We start from the raw sequence: 19,951 nt of genomic DNA, 5'->3' as shown, positions 1-19,951 counted from the left end.
ACACCATAGTCCAGCCCCAGCCACTTATCAGCGAAAGTTTTCGACGCTCTGAATCGATTTCATCGATGTGGGCACCTTGCACTTTTGCCACTTCAGCACTAATTTTTTTGTATTCAACTTGTTTGCCGTTTCATTCGGGTACAACGCCAAGGAGCCAGGCATGACCATTTTCGAAGCACTGCGTAAAGACCACGATATTCAGCGTGACCTGTTGGCCCAACTGGTAGAGACCCACGGTGACAGCGACGCCCGCGACTCTCTTTACCAACGGGTACGGGCAGAGCTCAAGTACCATGCCAACGCCGAAGAGCGGGCTCTGTACATTCCGATGATGGACCTCGACCTCACCCAGGAAAAGGCGCGCCACAGCGTTGCCGAACACCACGAGATCGATGAGCTGATCGAGCTGCTGGACGACACCGACTACAGTGCCAGCCACTGGCTCACCCACGCCAAGCAGCTGCAGCATCTGGTGACCCACCATCTGGACGAAGAAGAACAGGAGGTGTTTCAACTGGCCGGTCGGGGCTTGCAGGAAGCCCAGAAAACCACGCTGGCCAAGGAGTATCAGGACGAAATGCAGCGCCAACGGTCGGGCTGACCTCCCGGCCTTACCCGCCCGGTATTGCAAAGCGCTTGTGGCTCACGCCATGGGCGCTTTTTTACGGGTTACTTTCATCCTCGCACCGACCATTTTCACGCGCACGACGCCACCCCTTGCGACACGAGCTGAGCGTGGTAAAGGTAGGGCAACACAAGTAGATGCCCATGACCAAGGACACTTTCATGCTAGGCCAATGGCTCGACTGGACCCTTGACGGTGAACGCCCGTCGCCACGCATAGGCCGCTTTGCCAGCGGCAGCTACCATCTGCACCGACCGGGCATACTGGAGCTAACGCCCAACATTTTGCGCCCCGATGCCCGGGCCTGTGTCTTTTCTGCCGCCATTCATGGCAACGAGACCGCTCCGGTAGAACTGCTGGGCGAATGGCTGGCCGCTCTGGAAGCCAGCACCCTGCAACTGGGCGCTCCCGTGCTGGTGATTCTGGGCAACATTCCCGCCCTCAAGGCCCAGCAGCGCTACATCACCACCAACTTGAATCGCTTGTTCAAGCGCGAACTGGCCGACCAGGGCGACGAGCCCGAACGGGCGCGCCAGCTGATGGAGGCCGTGGATACGTTCTATGCCCGCCATCACGCCCTGCCTAGGTTGCATTACGACCTGCATACCGCCATCCGCGACAGCCTGCATACCCGCTTCGTGGTCGAGCCGTTCGCCGAGTCGGCGACCGACCCGGAACAGTGGGAGTGGCTGGCCGCCGCCGACATGCAGGCGGTGCTTCACCAGCATCAGCATAGCTGGACGTTTTCTCACTACAGCAAGCACTACCATGGTGCCCAGGCCTTTACCTTCGAGCTGGGGCGAGTCGCCCCGTTCGGCCACAACGACATGGACGCCCTGGCTCCCATGCTCACGTTGATCAGTGCTCTCGGTAGCGGCTATGCGCCACCCACCCAGCCAGCCAGTGCCATGGCGTTCTACCGGGTGCAGCATGAACTGATGCGTCATTCCGAGGAGTTCACGCTGTGTTTCGATGAAGACGCTCCCAACTTCAGCCGCTTCGACACCGGCACCTGCCTGGCCAAAGACGCCGCCGCCGGTGACTTCGTGGTGGAAGATACGCCGCTGCACGTGGTGTTTCCCAACGCACAGGTCGAGATAGGTGCTCGTGCCGCCTTGCTGGTGGCACCGGAACGGACGGCAAACTAGCCACAGAAAGTCCCGTTGAAGAAAAGATAGTTTGATAACAATAACGTAGAGGGGCCATCAGGAGTGCTCTTCAGGCAACACGACCAATGTCGCCCTGATAAAGTACGCGTCTCCGGCGCACTCCTGATAGAATCGCCCCTTTTTTCGCGCCAGCCGCACAGAAACACGAACACTCATTCGTTGTTGCTGCGGCAACCCTGTACTGGAGCCTAAGTTATGGCCGCTACGCCGACTCCCCTTGAAGTGCGTAACATCAAAAAGCGCTTCGGCGATACAGAAGTCCTCAAAGGCCTCTCTCTTGAAGCCCAGAAAGGTGATGTGATCACCCTGATCGGTGCTTCAGGGTCTGGAAAAAGCACCTTTTTACGCTGCATGAATTTGCTGGAACAGCCCGATGATGGCGACCTGATCGTCCACGGCGAACAGATCCGCTTCAAGACCACCCGCCATGGCCGCGAACCCGCCGACTGGAAACAGGTCGTGCAGATGCGCGCCAAGCTCTCCATGGTTTTCCAGAGCTTCAACCTGTGGGCCCACATGACGCTGCTGGAAAACATCATCGAAGCGCCGATTCATGTGTTGGGTAAACCCAAGAAAGAAGCCATCGAACACGCCCACGCGCTGCTCGACCGAGTCGGCCTCAGCGCGCGTGCCAACGCCTACCCGGCGCAAATGTCCGGTGGTCAGCAGCAGCGTGGCGCCATCGCCCGGGCGCTGGCCATGAACCCGGAAGTCATGCTGTTCGACGAACCCACCTCGGCGCTGGACCCTGAGCTGGTGGGCGACGTGCTCAAGGTCATGCGCGATTTGGCCAACGAAGGGCGCACCATGGTAGTGGTGACCCATGAGATGAGCTTTGCCCGGGACGTCTCCAGCAAGGTGATCTACCTGCACCAGGGCCTCGTGGAAGAAGCCGGCACGCCCGATGACGTGCTGGGCAACCCGCAATCGCCGCGCCTGAAGCAGTTTCTGGCGCCCAAATACTGATCCGCGAGGCATGCACGATGCTTGATTTGCAAGGCTACGGCCCCCGCCTGCTGGAAGGCGCAGGCGTGACCGTTCAGTTGGCCCTCCTCTCGCTGATCCTGGCGATTGTGCTGGGGCTCTTGACCGCCAGCGCCAAAATGTCCCGCAACTGGCTATTGCGCCGTAGCGCAACGGTCTACACCACGGTGATTCGTGGTGTGCCCGACCTGGTGCTGATGATGCTGCTGTTCTTCGGCGGGCAGATCGGGGTCAATGCGATCAGCGATATGCTCTATGACCGCTACGACATCGATATCTACATCAACTTCAACGCCTTCGCGGCCGGTGTCCTCACCATCGGCTTCATCTTCGGCGCCTATATGGGCGAAACCTTTCGCGGGGCGTTCATGGCCGTCGACAATGGCCAGATCGAGGCAGGCAAGGCCTACGGCATGAGCAACGCACTGGTATTTCGGCGTATTCGCTTTCCCCAGATGATGCGTCACGCGCTGCCCGGCCTCTCCAACAACTGGATGGTGCTGCTCAAGACCACCGCCCTGGTGTCGGTGATCGGCCTGACGGACATGGTGCGGGTGGCGGCAGAAGCCTCTCGGGCCACCCACGAGCCGTTTGTCTTCCTCATTCCGGTGGCGGCAGCCTATCTGCTGATTGCCAGCGTCTCCGAGTGGGTCTTCGCACGGTTGCAAAAACGTTACGACATCGGCTTCGGGGGGCAGTGACATGCTGGACATCTCTGCATGGTTCAACGATTTACTGGCGGGTAACCTGATCTTCACCCCCACCACCCTGGGCTACTACTGGGAAGGCCTGGTGACCACCACCCAGCTGGTGTTCCTCTCGCTGGTGGCCGGCCTGATCCTGGCCGTCCCGCTGGCCATCATGCGCAGCTCAAAACACAAATGGATCAGCCTGCCGGTCTATGTGTATACCTATGTGTTTCGTGGCACCCCGCTGCTCATTCAGCTCTACATCATCTACTACGGGGTGGTGTTCATCGATGGCATTCAGGAAACCTTCCTGTGGCCGCTGCTGCGCGAAGCCTTCTACCCGGCACTGATCGCCTTCACCTTGAACACGGCGGCCTACACCACGGAGATTTTCCGGGGTGCCATCAAGGCCACCTCACGGGGTGAAATCGAAGCCGCCAAGGCCTATGGCATGTCCAACAGCCTGATGATGCGCCGTATCATCCTGCCCAGCGCCTTTCGCCGTGCCCTGCCCGCCTACGGGAACGAAGTCATCTTCATGCTGCATGCCAGCGCCATTGCCAGCGTCGTCACCCTGATGGACCTGACCGGGGCCGCACGCTTCGTCTATGCGCGCTTCTATGCCCCCTTCGATGCCTTCCTGTTCGTGGCGGCCATTTATCTGTGCCTCACCTTTGCCATCCTGTATTTTTTCCGTTATCTGGAAAAACGGCTGCTGGCACATTTGCGGCCACAAACCTGAGCATGACGAAAAATCCAACGTACGCCAACGTAAAACAAGCGTTGGTTTAATTCAGGTCACCCCCCTTTTCGCCAACCGCAAGCTGGGGTAGCTTAAAGGGGATCACCTCCGGTGAACCTGCTTCCTTTGGAGTCTACAATGAAAAAACTGCTGACCGTTTCTCTGCTGGGCCTGGCCGTGGCTGCTGCGTCTTCTGCTCAAGCCCGTGATTACGACCACGTGCGTATCGGCGTGGACGTACCTTACGAGCCCATGGAATACCGCACCCCCGAGGGCGAGCTGACCGGCTTCGATATCGACCTGGGCAACGCTCTGTGCGAGCGCATCGGCGTGACCTGCGAGTGGATCGAGCAGGAGTGGGACGGCATCATTCCGGGCCTGATGTCACGTAACTACGATGCCATCATGTCGTCGATGACCATCAACGACGAGCGTCGTCAGCAGGTGCTGTTCTCCGACCCCTACATCACCATGCCGTCGGCCTGGTTCGCCCCCGCCAGCCTGGAACTCAGTGACGCCAACGAAGAGACCCTGGCCGGCAAGACCATCGGCGTACAGCGCGGCACCCTGCAAGACAACTACGTGACCGACCAGTACGGCCGTATCGCCAGCGTCAGCCGCTACTCCACCGCTGACGACATGGTGCTGGACATGCAGGCACAGCGCCTGGATATCGTCTTCCTCGACTATCCGATCGGCCAGTCCACCCTGCTGAACAACGAAGACACCGAGTACGTGGTCGTAGGCGAGCGCATCAGCGAGCCCAAGGAGTACTTCGGTGACGGCTTCGGCATCGCCTTCCGCCAGCGCGACCAGGCCCTGGCCGAGCGCTTCAACGAAGCACTGGCCGAGCTGCAGGAAGACGGCACCTACGATGAAATCTACGCTCGCTACTTTGGCGAAGAGTAAGCATTGACCGTCTCGCCATGCCTTCCTCAGGGAAGGCATGGCAGCACGCCAATACCATGACTCCATACCGCCTACTCCCCTCTACGCCCCATGCGCAACGCCCAGGTACCCGTGGCACCATTGCCCGCTTCTACCTGAGCGAGTGGTTCGACGAATAGCCCCCTCTTTGGCACGCCCGTGCCGAATCACGCCTCTGTGCGTGCATGTTGCCATGCGTGATCGACGCAGGGCACTCCCACGCCTGGCGCACCCCGTGCTGTAGCCGCCCCTTTCGGCGCTTGGCATAAAGCAACACCCACATACCTACTAAAAATCGTTTCAGGAGACTGACCATGCGTTATGCAACGCTGTCCGTGGCTGCCGTGCTGGCGGCTGGTGCTTCACTTTCCATGGTATCCACTGCCGCACTGGCCCGAGACTACGACGAGATCCGTCTGGGTGTGGATATTCCCTACGAGCCCTTCATGTACCGGGAAGCCGACGGCACTCTCACCGGCTTTGAAATCGAGCTGGGCAATGCCGTATGCGACTACCTGGAAGTGAGCTGCACCTGGGTAGAACAAGACTGGGACGGCATCATTCCCGGCCTGCTGGCCCGTAACTACGACGCCATCATGTCGTCCATGGCAATTACCGACGAGCGCGCCCAGCGTGTGCTGTTCTCCGAGGCTTACTACACCACTCCCAGCGCCTGGATCACGACCCACGCCCACGATATCGACATCGAAGACCGGGCCAGCCTGGAAGGGCTCACGGTCGGCGTACAGCGAGCAACCCTGCAGGATAACTATGTCACCGAACTCTACGGCGACGTGCTGGAAATTCGCCGCTATACCGGTGTGGACGATGTGGTCACCGACCTGCTGGCAGGCCGCCTGGACCTGACGTTCATGGACTACCCGATTGCCGAAGCCGCCATCGACATCGACACGCCCGAAAGCGATTTCCAGCGCATCAGCGACTTCATCAAAGAGCCCGAGGAAATCCTGGGCCAAGGCGTTGGCATGGCATTTCGCCCCCGTGACGAGGCCCTCGCCGAACGCTTCAACGACGCCCTGCGTGCGGTGAAAGAGAACGGCACTTATGATGAAATCATGAACCGTTACTTCAACTACGATGTACGCTTGTAAGATCGGCGGTCGCCGCGCTTGAACCGCGCCACCCCGCCTACACGCGCCGGCCTTTGGTCGGCGCGTAACGTTTGCTCATCACTTTTCCGGAAAGCCCATGCTGACACTTGTCAAAAACGCCCAGCTTTTTGCCCCAGAACCCCGCGGGCTGTGCCACCTGCTGATCGCCGACCAGCGCATCGCGGCCGTGCTGGATGCCAACGAAGCGTACCAACTGGGCACGCTGATCAAGACCATCGACCTGGAGGGACGTCGGGTGATTCCGGGGCTGGTCGACCCGCTGGTGCACTACATTGGCGGGGGCGGTGAAGGCGGGTTTGGCAACCGCACTGCAGAACTCAGCCTGGCAGACGCCTGCGCTTCAGGCGTGACCACCCTGATTGGCGCTCTGGGCACCGATGCCCTTACCCGCACCCCCGCCAACCTGATCGGCAAGGCGCGGGAACTCGCTGCCGGTGGGCTGAGCACCTACGCCTACACCGGCTCTTATCAGCTGCCTCCGGTCACGCTGACCGGCACGGTGGCCAGCGACATTCTCTACGTGCCGGAATTCATCGGGGTGGGCGAAGTCGCCATCAGCGACCATCGTGGCTCCCAGCCCACCAACCAGGAGCTGACGCGACTGGCTTCCGACGCCCGCACGGCCGGGCTGCTGGCAGGCAAATCCGGCATCGTGTTCATTCATACCGGCGACGCCGACTCCTACCTGGAACCACTGCGTCAGGTGGCCAGCACCAGCGCCATTCCCATCACGCAGTTCTACCCGACCCACATCAACCGTACCAGCGCCCTGTTCGCAGACGGCCTGCGCTTTGCCCGTGAAGGCGGGCGCATCGACTTCACCACCAGCACCACCCCCGAGCTGCTGGCCGGTGGCGAAGTGCCCGCCTCCGAGGCGGTAGCGCGGGCACTGAAAGCGCGGATCGACCCGAGCCAGCTCAGCCTCTCCTCGGACGCCAACGCCTCGCTGCCAGAGTTCGATGACCAGCGCCGTTTCGTGGGCCTGAAACCCGGCAGACTCAGCAGCCTGTTCGACGTGTTGGGCGAGTGTGTCAACGACCACCAGATCCGCATGGAACACGCCCTGCAATGTGCTACCACCACCGCCGCCGATGCCTTGAAGCTTCCCCAAAAAGGCCGCCTGATACCCGGCTCGGATGCCGATTTCATCGTGTTGAGCGAAGGCCGCTGGGCCATTGACCACGTGTGGGCACTGGGCAAATCGATTTTCAGCGCCCCCTGAGCGCCCGAGGCCGCCCAGCGAACTTGCTCAGCCAATGCGGGTCTTTAATGGCATAATGCGCTTTTACAAGGAGGTAACATGGCAGAACACTCAGCGGCACACGCAACGCCCTCCACGGGCCTACCCGAGACGATGCGCCCCTCGTCCCATTGGACCGCCTGGGGTCAGTGGCTTGCGCTGTTCACCATGACCGTGGACCACCTGACCCGCTACGTACTGCCCGATGCCTGGGATCTGGGTTGGGCGGGCTCTTCGATTGGGCGCATTGCCTTTCCGCTGTTTGCTGCCATGGTGGCCTGGCACGGCCTGTTCAACACCCGCAACCCGCTGCGCTACGCGCGCCGTATCCTGATCATCGGTATCGCGGCACAAGTGCCCTACATGATGATGCCCAGGGCCTCGGATGCGTTTATCCTGAATGTCTGCTTTACGCTGGCCAGCGGCCTGGCACTCGGTGCCTTGGTACGCCAGGGGTGGCAGCACTACCAGGCACAGACGCTGGGCCTGGGCTGGCTGATGCTGGGGGCCGCCGTGTGTGTCACCGTCTGGTATCTGCTGGGCTTCTGGGTGGAGTATGGCCACAACGGCCTGCTGCTGATTCCGCTGTTCATGTTTGCCATGCAGGCTCTCAGCGAGACCCGCGATGCGCTCAAATCGCGGCTTTGGGCGGGTCTGGCAGCGTTTCCGGTGCTGTGGATCGCCGGGCAGATGAACGCGTCGGACATGGCCAAATCCTTTACCGTCGGCACCTGCGTTCTGGTGTTGATGCTGGCCGCGGGCGCCGCCCAGCGCGTACCGCCCGTGGCGCTGGCCATGCCCCGCCGCCTGTGGCTGGCCTGGTACCCGGGGCACTTCGCCCTGATTGCCCTGTGGCTATTGATCAGCGGCCAACTGGCAGGTTGAACGTCTTTTCTGCCACCTGCCGATTGACCTCGTCCTGCATCCAGGGCTGGTAGCGGCGCAGCCGATCACGCCCTTCCAGCTTGGCCTGATACATGGCGGTATCGGCCTGCTTGAGCACTTCGGCATGGTCACAGGTAGACGCTTCAAAGCAGGTGTACCCCATACTCGGGGTCACCTCTACCCAGCGGCTCTCCAGCCGATACTCCCCCGACAGCGCCTGCTTCACTCGCTGCATGTACTGCTCGGCCAGGGCGCTCAGCTTGTCCAGATCAGGCTCTGAAAACTGCGCCAGCAGCACGAATTCATCGCCACTCAACCGAGCCGCCATGTCACCGTCACGCAGGCATGACTCCAAGCGCCGCGCCACCTGCACCAACAGGTCATCGCCCGCGGCATGTCCCAGCGTGTCGTTGATCAGTTTGAAGCGGTCCATGTCCATGAACATCACCAGGCCACCCCGCTGCGGCCTCTCCTCCTCCTGGCACAGCGTTGCCATACGCTCGATGAACAGGCGCCGATTGGGCAAGTCCGTCAGCGCATCGTAGTACGCCTGGCGATAAATGATCTCCTCACTGCGCTTGCGCTCGGTGAAGTCTTCGATGATCGCCACGCCGCCGATCATCCGGTTGCCCATGCCATGTACGCCGTTGAAGAATGCTCGCAGCGGCGTCCCCTCACTGGCCTTGGGTAGCCGATAGGTCCCCTCGTAGTAGCCGGTGCCTTTTTCCAGCGCCGCGGAAACGGCCCGGGCAACGCTTCGGTCGGCTGAACGGTCCAGCATGCGATAGCCCAGTAGCCGAGAACGCTCGACATCCAGGATCTCCAGCAGCTTGTTGTTGCAGTCGGTGATCTGCCCCTGGTCGTCAAAGTGCAAAACACCCAGAGGGGAGTGCTGGAAAATCGAGCGATAGCGGTTTTCGCTTTCCCGAAGCTGCGCCTCACGGGCCGCCATGGTAACGCGCAGGGCGATATTGTCATGGATGGTTCGGCTCAAGCGGCGGCTGGTGATCAGGATCAGCAGCAGAAACAGCACCAGCATCAGCCCGATCAACACGGAAAGCGAGGTTCCCATCAGCATGAACTGGAACTTCAAAGGCAACAGGATGGGCAATACGAAGCCAGTGGCTACCCACCACACCGACGACAGCGTCGTGACGCCCCCCGCCGCAATACCGGCCAGCACGATCGACAGCGCCGCAATTTGCCCCGGATATTCAGGGCTGAACAGCAGCACTCCCGTACTGCCCCACACCACCCCGGAAACGATGGCCCCCATGGCAAACCAGCGCAGCCACCGGTGCCGTTGCTGCTGCTGAATCGGCAAGCGCTTGAAACGGTGAGCCAACGCCAAACGCAATCCCGACACCACCACCAAGGCGGTGTACCAACCCAGCAGTACCCAGCCTTCCACCACGGGCCACATCGCCGCCACCAGCAAGCCGCCCGCCAAAACGCTGCTGAGCACCGGTTGCCAAAGGTTGTCATACAACATCCGCACTTTTTCTCCGCGCAGCTGTTGCAAGGTGAGATGGTGATCGCGCTGGTAGCCGCTGCGTAACCCTGACGCAGTTGCCGTCGACGCCACTGGCTTGCTGGGCGACATAGAACCCCCGTTTTCGTCGGCTTATGGGCCAATCTTATTGATTAATACAAACGTTTTATCATGCTCTATCTTTTAGCATGTTTACGCAGTAAAAGTAGCCTTCGAACATGAAAAAGCCGCCTCTAAGGGCGGCTTTGAAGAGGCCATGACAGCCATCGAACGCACGTCTCAGAGCGAGTCGGCAAAGCTCCACTCGACCGCCGGAGCACCCGGCAGCAGTGCCTGGCAGGCGCGTACTTTTTCCAGCAGCTCGGCATGGCTGGCCGCCACGACGTTCACGTGGGCCAGCTTGCGCCCCGCCCGCTCGGCCTTGTCGTAGCGATGCAGGTGGGTATGGGGAATCGCCAGCAGCGCGGGGTTGTCGCCCTCCTGCCCAATCACGTTGACCATGCAGGTGGGGCCAATCGCCTGAGTCGAACCCAGCGGCAAGCCCTGTACGGCCCGCAGATGGTTTTCGAACTGGCTGGTCACCGCGCCGTCCATGGTCCAGTGGCCGGAGTTATGCACCCGCGGGGCCATCTCATTGGCCAGCAGGCTACCGTCGCGGGTCTGGAACAGCTCCAGCGCCAGCACGCCCACGTAATCCAGCTCATCCAGCAGCGCACGAATGTAGCCATCGGCGGTTTGCTGAACGCTGTCGTCCAGGTCGGGCAGCGGCGCCACCGAATAGCGCAGAATGCCGTCTACGTGCTGGTTCTCTGCCATGGGGTAAAACACCACTTCCCCATCGCGGCCACGCACGGCAATCAGCGACACTTCGCGCACGAAATCGACGAAGGCTTCCACGATCAACCGGGAATGGCCAATCGACTCCCAGGCGGCCTGGGCCTGCTCTGGCGCTCTCAGCACCGCCTGGCCCTTGCCGTCGTACCCTTCGGTGACGGATTTGGCCACCACGGGGCAGCCCAGCTCAGTGGCAGCGGCCTGCAGCTGCTCGGCGCTCTCCACCACCCGGTAGGCAGGCGTCGGGATGCCCAGCCGGTCGAACAGCGCCTTCTCTTCCACGCGGTTCTGGCACACGGCAATGGCACGGCTGCTGGGGTAGACCGGCTTGTGCTGTTCGATCTGCTGCACCAGCGCCACGGGCAGGTGCTCGAATTCGTAGGTCACCACATCGACCTTGTCGAGGAACGCTGCCAGATGCTGGTTATCCGGGTCGACCACCACCTCACCGATACCGGCGCTGGGGTTGCCGGTGGTGTCCAGAAAGGTAAACGTGTTGCCCAGCGGGTAGCCCGCCAACGCCAGCATACGGCCCAGTTGCCCGGCACCCAGTACGCCAATGTGTTTTACGCGATTGCTATGCACGCTCATGATGGGCTTCCTATTGTGCCGATTCGCTGGCCGCAGGCGCATCCGGGCGGGGGTCCGGGTTATCCAGCACCAGCTGCGTTTGCTCTGCTCGGAAGGCCTCGACGGCCTGACGCACGGCGCTGTCCTGCAAGCCGACGATTTGCGCCGCCAGCAGCCCTGCATTGGTGGCCCCGGCTTTGCCGATGGCCAGCGTGCCCACGGCAATGCCACCCGGCATTTGTGCAATGGAGAGCAGCGAATCCAGCCCCTTCAAGGCCTTGGACTCTACTGGCACACCCAGCACCGGCAGCGCCGTTTGCGAGGCCACCATGCCCGGCAGGTGCGCCGCGCCGCCAGCGCCCGCCACGATGACCTGAAGGCCACGTTCCGCTGCGCTTTTCGCATAGTCGAACAGCAGGTCCGGGGTACGGTGTGCCGAGACCACGCGGGTTTCGTAGGCAACACCCAGCCGTTCCAACATCGCCACCGCGTGCTCCATGACCGGCCAATCCGACTTCGACCCCATGATCACGCCCACCTTGGGTGCGCTGTTCGACATGCAATAACTCCTCGGCCCATGGCCTGTTCTAGCGAAAAACAGTGGAACGAGCCGCGTACAGGCTGCGGCTCATTGAAAAAATGGGAAGGGGCATAGTTTACCAGAGCCAGCGCGTTTGCGGGCTGTCTCATGGTCGTGAAATTTTCATCTAAATAGGCATTGAAAAGCGCGTGAGTTGGCGGCATTGTGTGTTTGTCATTTCAGACCCATGGAGTCACATGAGTACGGCATACTCGACTGCTCACGCAGAAGTGCAGGATCCTCCGCGAAGCAGCCCTGACCTCGATGTCAGGGAACTGGAAAAACGCACGCGCCTCATGCGCATCATCACACGTCTGATCGCCGTATCAGACCTGGGAAGCCGAGAAATTGCCCGCCGGGCAGGCTTGCCAGTACAGAAGATCAGCGACCTGCTCGCCGGAAGGCTGGAGCATCTGGACATCGATGAACTCAATGTCCTGCGTCGCACCCTAGAGCTGGAGGCGCCATAGCCGCAGCCTCGACGTCACTTCCCCATCACACCTCGGCACCACACCTGCACTGCACCATAGGCGTGCGCTGTACATGGGTAATGCCTGATCGCCCCACGCTCGTGGGGCGAATCGTTCATGTCAGGTGCCGCGCTTCACGCCGCAATCACTACCCCACCCAAGGCCACCACGATCACCACCAGCCAGGCTGGCAGCTTCCACACGGTCAGTAGCAAAAAGCCCGTGAGCGCCAGGGCAAACTCATACGGGCCCACCACCGCGCTGGTCCAGACGGGGTCGTAGAGCGCAGCCCCCAGAATCCCCACCACGGCCGCGTTGGCACCGCGCATGAGCGCCTGGGCACTGCCCCATTGGCGAAAACGGTTCCAGAACGGCAGCACGCCCACCAGCAGCAGGAAGCCGGGAATGAAAATCGCCAGCAGCGCCAGCACTGCACCAACCACGCTGGGCAGCCCAGGCAGCAGTGCACCCAGGTAAGCCGCAAAGGTGAACAGCGGCCCCGGCACGGCCTGTGCGGCGCCATAGCCCGTCAAGAACTCATCCGCCGTGATCCAGCCCGACTGCACCACTTCGGCTTCCAGCAGCGGCAGCACCACGTGGCCGCCCCCAAACACCAGCGCTCCCGAGCGGTAGAAGGCATCCACCACCGCCAGCCACATGGCGCCGCCCGCCAGCAGCGGCAACAGCACCAGCAGCGCCACGAACAGCCCCAGAGAGATCAAGCCCACCTTGCGCGACACCGCAAAGTGCAGCGAATCCGCCAGCTCGCCCTGAGCGCTTTCGCGGCAGAGCAACAGCCCTGCCATACCCCCCAGCACAATCGCACTCACCTGCCCTAGCGGGCCGCTGACCATGGCCACGGCAAACACCGCCGCCAGAGCAATGCCTGCCCGGGTTTTATCCGGGCAAAGGTTGCGCGCCATGCCCCATACGGCATGGGCCACGATGGCCACCGCGACGATTTTCAAGCCGTGGATGATGCCGCTGGCCATCGGCCCATCCAGCACCGCCGCCCCCATGGCGAACAGCGCCAGCACCAGCGCGGAAGGCAGCGTAAAGGCCAGCCAGGCCATGGCCGCCCCCCAGGGGCCAGCCCGCAGCAGGCCCAGGGCAAACCCCACCTGGCTGCTGGCCGGGCCGGGCAAGAACTGGCACAACGCCACCAAATCCGCATAGGCTTTCTCGCTGAGCCACTGGCGGCGGGCCACGAACTCCGTACGAAAATAGCCCAAGTGCGCTACCGGCCCGCCAAACGAGGTAAGCCCCAGCGCCAAAAAGACCCAGAACACCTCTCGAATGCGAGCAGGCGATACGGCAGTATCAGAGGAAGGACGGGGTTCCGACATAAGCTCAGCTCCTTGCAACGTTGAACAACAGGCAGCCAATAACCATACACGATTTTATTGACATGCCCATGACGGTTGAGCAACGTTGAGACTCCTTCCAACGCCACCTACCAGGAGCACCCCATGGCCCATCATTCAGAAGAGTTTCTACGCCTTGCAGAAGCCGCCAAACAGCGTACCACCCAGGTATCGCCTAGCGATGCCAAACAGCGCATCGCCCAGGGCCACGTGGTGCTGGACGTGCGAGACAAGGAAGAGTACGAGCAGGGGCATATCGAAAACGCCCTCAACATCAGCCGGGGCACGCTGGAAATGCGCATTCAGGAAGCGATTCCCGATAAAGACACGCCCATTGTGTGCCACTGCGCAGGCGGCAATCGCGGCGCCCTGGCCGCCGACACCCTGCAGCAACTGGGCTATACACAAGTGGTGAATATCGAAGGCGGATTGAAGGCGTTCAAGGAAGAAGAAGCGCCGTAAGCCGCTCCTTTTGGTAATGATGCTGGCCCTCCCATCGGCGGCACTAGAAGACTCCGGTGACTTTCGATTTGAACCGATGACGCACGAAAGGCCGCCGTCATGGGAGCGATTGGTTGTTTAGTGGGAGGGGTGTTTTTGTGGTTCCACATGTACCGTCAGCTCGAAGCCGCAGGCATCTGCATAGCGCTGCAACGTTTTCCAACCGGGGTTACTACTTCCTCGCTCCAGGCGGCTAATGTTACTTTTCTGCGTCTCCAGACGTTTGGCAAGCTCTTCCTGAGTCAGCCCGGCACGCTGGCGCATTGAAATAAGTGTGGAGGCCAATGCAAACTCCGGTGCCAGACGTTCATATTCCGCCTTCACCTCAGGGTTCTGAAGCGCCTGCTCTTTTAGTGCCTTTAAGTTCATCATGACTGCACCTCGCGCTGTCTTGACCGCGCTAATGTTAACGCCTGACGCGGCGTTTTCTGGCTTTTCTTGACGAATGCGTGCAGCACGACGATGTGTTTCCCCTGCACGTAACAGAACAAGGAACGGCCAATCCCCTCTTGTGCCTTTGCTCGAATCTCAAACAGGCCGTCACCCATGGACTCCGTGTGAGGAGGCCCTAAGTGAGCACCATGCTGCTCTACCATCTCCAGCAACCGAAGCATTCTGGCCTGTATTTTGGGTGGCATGCTTAAAATTTCTTGCTCTACGCCTGGGTAAAACTCAACCTGCCACTCCATAGCACAGCTCCGATCAAGTTATCTTTTATGATAACTCAGGATGTATAAAAGTTCCTACTCCAGAGACACACGACAACCTCCATCTTATGGCACCATAGCGTGACCGCATCCCCGTGACGCTGATTGCCGTGAAGGAACGCCGCCGTATGCCTGCCAATGCCCTGCTCTCCCCCACTTCGCTCACCCCCGGGTTCATGGTGGTACACGCCAATCGGCTGGAGGACTTGCGGGGGCTGGCGGTGGAGTGGATGCGGCGGCACCCGCTGGGGCCGCTGGAGAACGAAACCATTCTGGTCCAGAGCAACGGCATTGGGCAGTGGCTGAAGCTTGCGCTGGCGGAAGACCCCGGCAACGGCGGCGCGGGCATTGCAGCGGCGCTGGACGTGATGCTGCCCGCGCGGTTTTTATGGCAGGCCTACCGCCGGGTGCTCACCCATGTTTCCCACGATGCCGACGCCGTGCCGGAAACCTCGCCGTTCGATAAATCGTGCCTGGTGTGGCGGCTGCTGCGCCTGCTGCCCACCCTGGCCGGGCAGCCGGTGTTCGAACCACTGGCGCAGTTCCTGGAAACCGACCGCGACCAGCGCAAGCATTACCAGCTGGCCGAGCGGCTGGCGGATCTCTTCGACCAGTACCAGGTGTACCGCGCCGACTGGCTGGACGCCTGGGCCAACGGCCACGATGTGCTGATTACCGCCCGAGGCGAACACCGCCCGCTGGAAGAGCACCAGTGCTGGCAGCCTGCGCTGTGGCGCATCCTGCGTGACGATGTGGCCGCCACCCAAGGCGATGCCGGGCTGAACAGTAGCCGCGCCCAGGTACACCAGCGCTTTTTGAAAGCCACCGAACAGCTGGAAGGCCAGGCCTGCCCGCCAGGACTGCCCCGTCGGCTGATCATTTTCGGTATTTCGTCGCTGCCGCAGCAAACCCTGGAAGCGCTGGCGGCGCTCTCCCGCTGCTGCCAGATCGTGCTGTGCGTGCACAACCCCTGCCAGTTCTACTGGGCGGACATCATCGAACACAAAGACCTGCTGCGCGCCCAGCGCTATCGCCAGCGGCGCAAGACCGGCATGCCCGACACGCTGGACGTACTGGGCACCGGCGATGCCGATGACGCCCTGCACCTGCACGCCCAGCCGCTGCTGGCCGCCTGGGGCAAGCAGGGCCGCGACTATCTGCGCTTACTCGATGAGCACGACGACGCGGGCAACTACCAAACGCTTTTCGAGCAGCAGGCGCTGCGCATCGATATGTTCGAGCCGTTCAGCGGCGAGGAGCGCCACTGCCTGCTCAGCCAGCTGCAAGACGATATCCGCGAGCTGCGCCCGGTGGCAGAAACCCAAGGCCAGTGGCCAGCGCTGCCCGCCACCGATGACTCCATCGTGTTTCATATTGCCCACGGCCCCCAGCGGGAAGTGGAGATTCTCCACGACCAGCTGCTGGCCGCCTTCAGCGCCGACCCCGCCCTGCGCCCGCGCGATATCATCGTCATGGTGCCGGATATCGACCGCTACGCCCCGCACATCGAAGCGGTATTTGGCCAACTGCCCACGGACGACCCCCGGCATATTCCCTACACGCTCTCCGACCAGGCCAGCCGCCACCGCCTGCCGCTGATGATCGCGCTGGAAAAACTGCTGCGCCTGCCAGAGCTGCGCCTGACAGTCAGCGATGTGCTCGACCTGCTGGAAGTGCCCGCCCTGCGCCAGCGCTTTGGCCTGGAAGAGCGCGACCTGCCGGTGCTCGAGCGCTGGATGGAAGGCGCGGGCATCCGCTGGGGGCTGAACGCCCAGCAGCGCCAGCGGCTGGAGCTGCCCGGCGGGCTGAGCCAGAACACCTGGGCCTTCGGCCTGCGCCGCCTGCTGCTGGGCTACACCGTGGGCGACGGCCACGCCTGGCAAGGCATCGAGCCCTTCGATGATATTGGCGGCTTGGAAGCGGGCCTGGCAGGGCCGCTGGCCACGCTGCTGGAAAAACTCGACGCCACTTGGGAAACCTTCTGCCAACCCACCGATGCTGCCACTTGGGTGGCGCGGCTGCGGGCACTGCTGGAAACCTTCTTCCTCACCGACGATGCCCAGGAAAGCATCATGCTCACCAAGCTGGAAAACGGCTTGCAGCAGATGCTGGAAAGCAGCCAGGAAGCAGAACTCGACGACCCGCTGCCGCTCTCCATGGTGCGCGAACACTGGCTGGCACAAATCGATGAACACAGCCTTTCCCAGCGCTTTTTGGCCGGAGCGGTCAACTTCGCTACCCTGATGCCCATGCGCGCCATCCCCTTCAAACGGGTGTGCCTGCTGGGCATGAACGACGGCGACTATCCCCGCTCCCAGCCACCGCTGGATTTCGACCTGATGGGCAGCGACTACCGTCCCGGCGACCGTTCCCGCCGGGAAGACGACCGCTACCTGTTTCTCGAAGCGCTGCTCTCCGCCCGGGACCAGCTCTACATCAGCTGGATGGGCCGCAGCCAGATCGACAACTCCCCGCTGCCCCCCTCGGTACTGGTGGGCCAACTGCGCGATCATTTGGAGGCTGGCTGGCAAACGCATACAGGCGCGCCGCTGCTGGAAAGTCTCACCACCGAACACCCGCTGCAGCCGTTCAGCCGCGCTTACTTCAACCACCCGGCAAGCCGCCTGTTCACCTACGCCCACGAATGGCGGGTAGTGCACGCTCCCCGCACGCCGCCTGCGGTGGAGCGCATGCTACCCGCGCCGGAAAACGCCCCCACCAGCCTCTCGCTGGCCCAGTTGGGCGGCTTTCTGCGCGAGCCGGTGCGCAGCTTCTTCAATACCCGGCTGGGGGTCTATTTCGAGCAGGAGACAATCGCCGAGCTGGACGCCGAGCCCTTCGCGCTGGATGGCCTGCAAAACTGGCAGCTCCAGGACCAGCTGATTGCCGCCCAGCGCCACGCGGTGGATCACGGCCAACCGCGTATCGAGGCGCTGCACGACGCGTTGGAGCGCTTTCAAGGCCAAGGGGTACTGGCCATGGGTGCCTTCGGCGAGCGCATGCGCGATGCCCTCGCCGACCCCATGGAAGAGTTGTTCAACGCCTACGAAGAAGCGCTCACGGCGTGGCCGCACGCGCTGCCAGACGCACAGGTGCAGTTCGAGGCCCACGGCCTCACGTTGGAAGACCCCCTGGGCGAGCTGCGCCAGGATGAGGCAGGCCAGCGCTGCCGCCTGCTGCTGCTCAGCAGCAGCCTGATCAGCCAGGGCAGCGGGCGCGGCCAGTACCGCTGGAGCCACCTGCTGCGCCCCTGGGTCGCCCACCTGGCAGGCAACCTCAGCGGCCCGATGACCTCCCTGCTACTTTCCAAAGCCGGGCATGTCACACTGGAACCCGTAGCCGCCGACACCGCCCGCCAGCACCTGGAAACTCAGCTCGCCGCCTGGCAAGCGGGCCTGCAAATCCCGCTGCCGCTGGCCCCACAGGCCGGTTTTGCCTGGCTGGCCAAGCAAGGCACGCCGGAGATAGCGCAGGAGAAAGGCCGAGACAGCGACGCCTTTGCTGCCGCCGAAGCCGCCTATGAAGGGGGTTACAAGGTCACCGGCGAAGCCGCGCAAAGCGCGTACTTGAGCCACCAGTGGCCCCGATTCGAGCGGCTGTTTTTCGAGCAGGCCAACGGGCACACTTTTGCCACACTGACCGAATCACTTTACGCGCCGCTCTTTTTCGCTGTTAAGGGCAAAAAGGAGTAAAGCCACATGGCTATGAACGGCCCATGCTGAGGACTTTCTTCGCCAACGCAATCATCTCCGGGTCGCCGGTGTTCTTGGTGGGCACATCGGACAGTTTCACCACCGGCAGCCAGCCCTGCCCTTCGGGGCGGGCCTCGACCATCTTGATCACCATGTTCATGGGCGCCACGCCGATATCGTTGGTGAAGTTGGTGCCGATCCCGAAGGCCATGCCAATGCGCCCCTGGCAGAAGGCGCGAATGCGCTCCACTTTTTCAGGGGTAAGCGCATCGGAGAAGATGATGGTCTTGCTCAGCGGGTCGATGCCCAGGCGCCGGTAATGGGCAATGGTGGCATCGGCGAACTCGATCGGGTCGCCGCTATCGTGGCGCACCCCGTCAAACAGCTTGGCGAACTTCTTGTCGAAGCTCTCGAAAAATGCCCGCGTGGTAAACGTATCGGTGAGCGCGATGCCCAAATCCCCCCGGTACACATCCACCCAGTGCTCCAGCGCCAGGCTGTTGGCCATTTTGAAACCGAAACGCGCCCCGTGGAACATGAACCACTCGTGGGCGTGGGTGCCGATGGGCTTCACCCCGTGGCGCATGGCCAGCAGCACATTGCTGGTGCCGCTAAAGGCCTCGCCACCGTAGTGGCGCAGCGCTTCCACCACCCGGTCATGCACCGCAAACGAGAAGCGCCGACGAGTGCCGAACTCGGCAATCTTCAGCCCGTGCTGGCGGTAGAGTTCGATCTTCTCCCGGGTGCGCTGCTCGATGAGCGCCTCATCCTCTTCCGACACCGCCACGCCGCGCAGCCGATACCAAAGCTCACTGATCAGCGCCATCAGCGGCACTTCCCATAAAATGGTGCGGTACCAAGGGCCTTCGATCACCACCGACAGCTCGCTGCCCTGCTGCTCGATGGTCACCTCGCGGGGGTCGTAACGAAAGCCCGCCAGAAAATCGAGATAGGTGGGGTCCAGGTAAGGGCAGGTGGTTTCCAGATAGCGCTTCTCCTCCTCGGTCAAGCACAGCGCCACCATGCGGTCTACCTCCCCGCGTAGCGCCTCACCAAAGCCCTCGGGAAAGGCATGCTCCCCGCGATTGATGAATGCGTAACGGGCGTGAGCATAGGGAAAGCGTTTGATCACGGCATTCTGCATCGTGATCTTGTAGAAATCGTTATCCAGAAGCGAGGTCAGCATGAGATCCCTTCACCAGCGTCAACAGATCGCCAAGAGCGGCTAGCCCACTAGATTAGCAGTTGGCAGCGATACCTCACACCCTGCCCTCTTTTGCCCTAACTTGCGGGCAGTTGAGCGACTATCCGCCATCGGCAATAGAGTGCTAACCTTTAAAACATTAG

General features: G+C 61.8%; 19 protein-coding genes. 12 read left to right on the top strand and 7 right to left on the bottom strand.

Translation table 11 applies throughout. From position 1 onward, the window contains the following. Nucleotides 1-160: 160 nt before the first annotated feature. The 9 genes from LG409_RS05395 (at nt 161) to LG409_RS05355 (ending at nt 8,394) form a co-directional block, all read left to right on the top strand. Nucleotides 161-601: a hemerythrin domain-containing protein gene (locus LG409_RS05395; protein ID WP_016916534.1), complete on the top strand. Its 441-nt coding sequence runs from the start codon at nt 161-163 to the stop codon at nt 599-601. A gap of 185 nt (nt 602-786) precedes the next feature. Then, nucleotides 787-1,773: a succinylglutamate desuccinylase gene (locus LG409_RS05390; RefSeq protein WP_227408092.1), complete on the top strand. Its 987-nt coding sequence runs from the start codon at nt 787-789 to the stop codon at nt 1,771-1,773. Nucleotides 1,774-1,989: 216 nt separating this feature from the next. Then, a complete protein-coding gene (locus tag LG409_RS05385; protein ID WP_016916532.1) occupies nt 1,990-2,760 on the top strand; it encodes an ABC transporter ATP-binding protein in 771 nt (256 codons plus the stop codon). Between the two features lie 17 nt (nt 2,761-2,777). Next, complete coding sequence (locus LG409_RS05380) at nt 2,778-3,479, top strand: ABC transporter permease (RefSeq protein ID WP_016916531.1); 702 nt, start codon at nt 2,778-2,780, stop codon at nt 3,477-3,479. Nucleotide 3,480: 1 nt separating this feature from the next. Continuing rightward, entirely contained in the window at nt 3,481-4,209 is a 729-nt protein-coding gene (locus LG409_RS05375; protein ID WP_016916530.1) for an ABC transporter permease, read from the top strand. Between the two features lie 138 nt (nt 4,210-4,347). Beyond that, on the top strand, nt 4,348-5,118 hold the full coding sequence (locus tag LG409_RS05370; protein ID WP_016916529.1) for a transporter substrate-binding domain-containing protein: 771 nt from the start codon (nt 4,348-4,350) through the stop codon (nt 5,116-5,118). Nucleotides 5,119-5,450: 332 nt separating this feature from the next. Then, nucleotides 5,451-6,248 (top strand): transporter substrate-binding domain-containing protein, encoded by a 798-nt coding sequence (locus LG409_RS05365; RefSeq protein WP_227407776.1) that lies wholly within the window; start codon nt 5,451-5,453, stop codon nt 6,246-6,248. A 97-nt stretch (nt 6,249-6,345) separates the two neighbouring features. After that, nucleotides 6,346-7,491, top strand: coding sequence for a beta-aspartyl-peptidase (iadA, locus tag LG409_RS05360; RefSeq protein ID WP_227407775.1), 1,146 nt, complete (start codon nt 6,346-6,348; stop codon nt 7,489-7,491). A 78-nt stretch (nt 7,492-7,569) separates the two neighbouring features. Beyond that, complete coding sequence (locus LG409_RS05355; RefSeq protein WP_039181935.1) at nt 7,570-8,394, top strand: TraX family protein; 825 nt, start codon at nt 7,570-7,572, stop codon at nt 8,392-8,394. Here LG409_RS05355 and LG409_RS05350 read toward each other — a convergent pair. From LG409_RS05350 to purE, 3 genes are all read right to left on the bottom strand, one after another. Next, the gene (locus LG409_RS05350) at nt 8,372-9,997 is read right to left on the bottom strand and encodes a diguanylate cyclase domain-containing protein (RefSeq protein ID WP_227407774.1); all 1,626 of its coding nucleotides are present in this window, start codon (nt 9,995-9,997) and stop codon (nt 8,372-8,374) included. The genes LG409_RS05355 and LG409_RS05350 overlap by 23 nt on opposite strands. A gap of 168 nt (nt 9,998-10,165) precedes the next feature. Beyond that, nucleotides 10,166-11,311: a 5-(carboxyamino)imidazole ribonucleotide synthase gene (locus LG409_RS05345; RefSeq protein ID WP_039181929.1), complete on the bottom strand. Its 1,146-nt coding sequence runs from the start codon at nt 11,309-11,311 to the stop codon at nt 10,166-10,168. Nucleotides 11,312-11,321: 10 nt separating this feature from the next. Further along, a complete protein-coding gene (gene purE / locus LG409_RS05340; RefSeq protein ID WP_016916523.1) occupies nt 11,322-11,849 on the bottom strand; it encodes a 5-(carboxyamino)imidazole ribonucleotide mutase in 528 nt (175 codons plus the stop codon). A gap of 218 nt (nt 11,850-12,067) precedes the next feature. Here purE and LG409_RS05335 point away from each other — a divergent pair, with 218 nt between their 5' ends. Then, nucleotides 12,068-12,340, top strand: coding sequence for an XRE family transcriptional regulator (locus LG409_RS05335; RefSeq protein WP_016916522.1), 273 nt, complete (start codon nt 12,068-12,070; stop codon nt 12,338-12,340). 134 nt (nt 12,341-12,474) lie between these two features. Here the strand turns inward: LG409_RS05335 and chrA are convergent, their stop codons facing one another. After that, the gene (gene chrA, locus LG409_RS05330; protein ID WP_096921245.1) at nt 12,475-13,686 is read right to left on the bottom strand and encodes a chromate efflux transporter; all 1,212 of its coding nucleotides are present in this window, start codon (nt 13,684-13,686) and stop codon (nt 12,475-12,477) included. Between the two features lie 123 nt (nt 13,687-13,809). Here chrA and LG409_RS05325 point away from each other — a divergent pair, with 123 nt between their 5' ends. Next, nucleotides 13,810-14,166 carry a rhodanese-like domain-containing protein gene (locus LG409_RS05325; protein ID WP_039175970.1) on the top strand — a complete coding sequence of 119 codons (357 nt, stop codon included), beginning with the start codon at nt 13,810-13,812 and terminating at the stop codon, nt 14,164-14,166. Between the two features lie 117 nt (nt 14,167-14,283). Here the strand turns inward: LG409_RS05325 and LG409_RS05320 are convergent, their stop codons facing one another. Further along, the gene (locus LG409_RS05320) at nt 14,284-14,577 is read right to left on the bottom strand and encodes a helix-turn-helix domain-containing protein (RefSeq protein WP_227407773.1); all 294 of its coding nucleotides are present in this window, start codon (nt 14,575-14,577) and stop codon (nt 14,284-14,286) included. Beyond that, nucleotides 14,574-14,894, bottom strand: a complete 321-nt coding sequence (locus LG409_RS05315) for a type II toxin-antitoxin system RelE/ParE family toxin (protein ID WP_227407772.1) — start codon at nt 14,892-14,894, stop codon at nt 14,574-14,576. Before LG409_RS05315 ends, LG409_RS05320 begins: the two co-directional genes overlap by 4 nt. A 146-nt stretch (nt 14,895-15,040) precedes the next feature. On the opposite strand from LG409_RS05315, the gene recC reads away from it, so the two are divergent. Further along, complete coding sequence (gene recC, locus LG409_RS05310; protein WP_227407771.1) at nt 15,041-18,604, top strand: exodeoxyribonuclease V subunit gamma; 3,564 nt, start codon at nt 15,041-15,043, stop codon at nt 18,602-18,604. 10 nt (nt 18,605-18,614) lie between these two features. Here the strand turns inward: recC and pncB are convergent, their stop codons facing one another. Continuing rightward, entirely contained in the window at nt 18,615-19,790 is a 1,176-nt protein-coding gene (gene pncB / locus LG409_RS05305) for a nicotinate phosphoribosyltransferase (RefSeq protein ID WP_039175964.1), read from the bottom strand. Nucleotides 19,791-19,951 lie beyond the last annotated feature (161 nt).

It is taken from the genome of Halomonas sp. NyZ770, from assembly GCF_020616575.1.
Taxonomy (GTDB): domain Bacteria; phylum Pseudomonadota; class Gammaproteobacteria; order Pseudomonadales; family Halomonadaceae; genus Vreelandella; species Vreelandella hamiltonii.
This window is presented reverse-complemented; position numbering and strand designations above follow the sequence as displayed.

Coding starts and splice junctions, on each gene's coding strand:
- LG409_RS05395 (WP_016916534.1), top strand. CDS start 161: ATGACCATTTTCGAAGCACTGCGTAAAGACCACGATATTCAGCGTGAC.
- LG409_RS05390 (WP_227408092.1), top strand. CDS start 787: ATGCTAGGCCAATGGCTCGACTGGACCCTTGACGGTGAACGCCCGTCG.
- LG409_RS05385 (WP_016916532.1), top strand. CDS start 1,990: ATGGCCGCTACGCCGACTCCCCTTGAAGTGCGTAACATCAAAAAGCGC.
- LG409_RS05380 (WP_016916531.1), top strand. CDS start 2,778: ATGCTTGATTTGCAAGGCTACGGCCCCCGCCTGCTGGAAGGCGCAGGC.
- LG409_RS05375 (WP_016916530.1), top strand. CDS start 3,481: ATGCTGGACATCTCTGCATGGTTCAACGATTTACTGGCGGGTAACCTG.
- LG409_RS05370 (WP_016916529.1), top strand. CDS start 4,348: ATGAAAAAACTGCTGACCGTTTCTCTGCTGGGCCTGGCCGTGGCTGCT.
- LG409_RS05365 (WP_227407776.1), top strand. CDS start 5,451: ATGCGTTATGCAACGCTGTCCGTGGCTGCCGTGCTGGCGGCTGGTGCT.
- iadA (WP_227407775.1), top strand. CDS start 6,346: ATGCTGACACTTGTCAAAAACGCCCAGCTTTTTGCCCCAGAACCCCGC.
- LG409_RS05355 (WP_039181935.1), top strand. CDS start 7,570: ATGGCAGAACACTCAGCGGCACACGCAACGCCCTCCACGGGCCTACCC.
- LG409_RS05350 (WP_227407774.1), bottom strand. CDS start 9,997: ATGTCGCCCAGCAAGCCAGTGGCGTCGACGGCAACTGCGTCAGGGTTA.
- LG409_RS05345 (WP_039181929.1), bottom strand. CDS start 11,311: ATGAGCGTGCATAGCAATCGCGTAAAACACATTGGCGTACTGGGTGCC.
- purE (WP_016916523.1), bottom strand. CDS start 11,849: ATGTCGAACAGCGCACCCAAGGTGGGCGTGATCATGGGGTCGAAGTCG.
- LG409_RS05335 (WP_016916522.1), top strand. CDS start 12,068: ATGAGTACGGCATACTCGACTGCTCACGCAGAAGTGCAGGATCCTCCG.
- chrA (WP_096921245.1), bottom strand. CDS start 13,686: ATGTCGGAACCCCGTCCTTCCTCTGATACTGCCGTATCGCCTGCTCGC.
- LG409_RS05325 (WP_039175970.1), top strand. CDS start 13,810: ATGGCCCATCATTCAGAAGAGTTTCTACGCCTTGCAGAAGCCGCCAAA.
- LG409_RS05320 (WP_227407773.1), bottom strand. CDS start 14,577: ATGATGAACTTAAAGGCACTAAAAGAGCAGGCGCTTCAGAACCCTGAG.
- LG409_RS05315 (WP_227407772.1), bottom strand. CDS start 14,894: ATGGAGTGGCAGGTTGAGTTTTACCCAGGCGTAGAGCAAGAAATTTTA.
- recC (WP_227407771.1), top strand. CDS start 15,041: ATGCCTGCCAATGCCCTGCTCTCCCCCACTTCGCTCACCCCCGGGTTC.
- pncB (WP_039175964.1), bottom strand. CDS start 19,790: ATGCTGACCTCGCTTCTGGATAACGATTTCTACAAGATCACGATGCAG.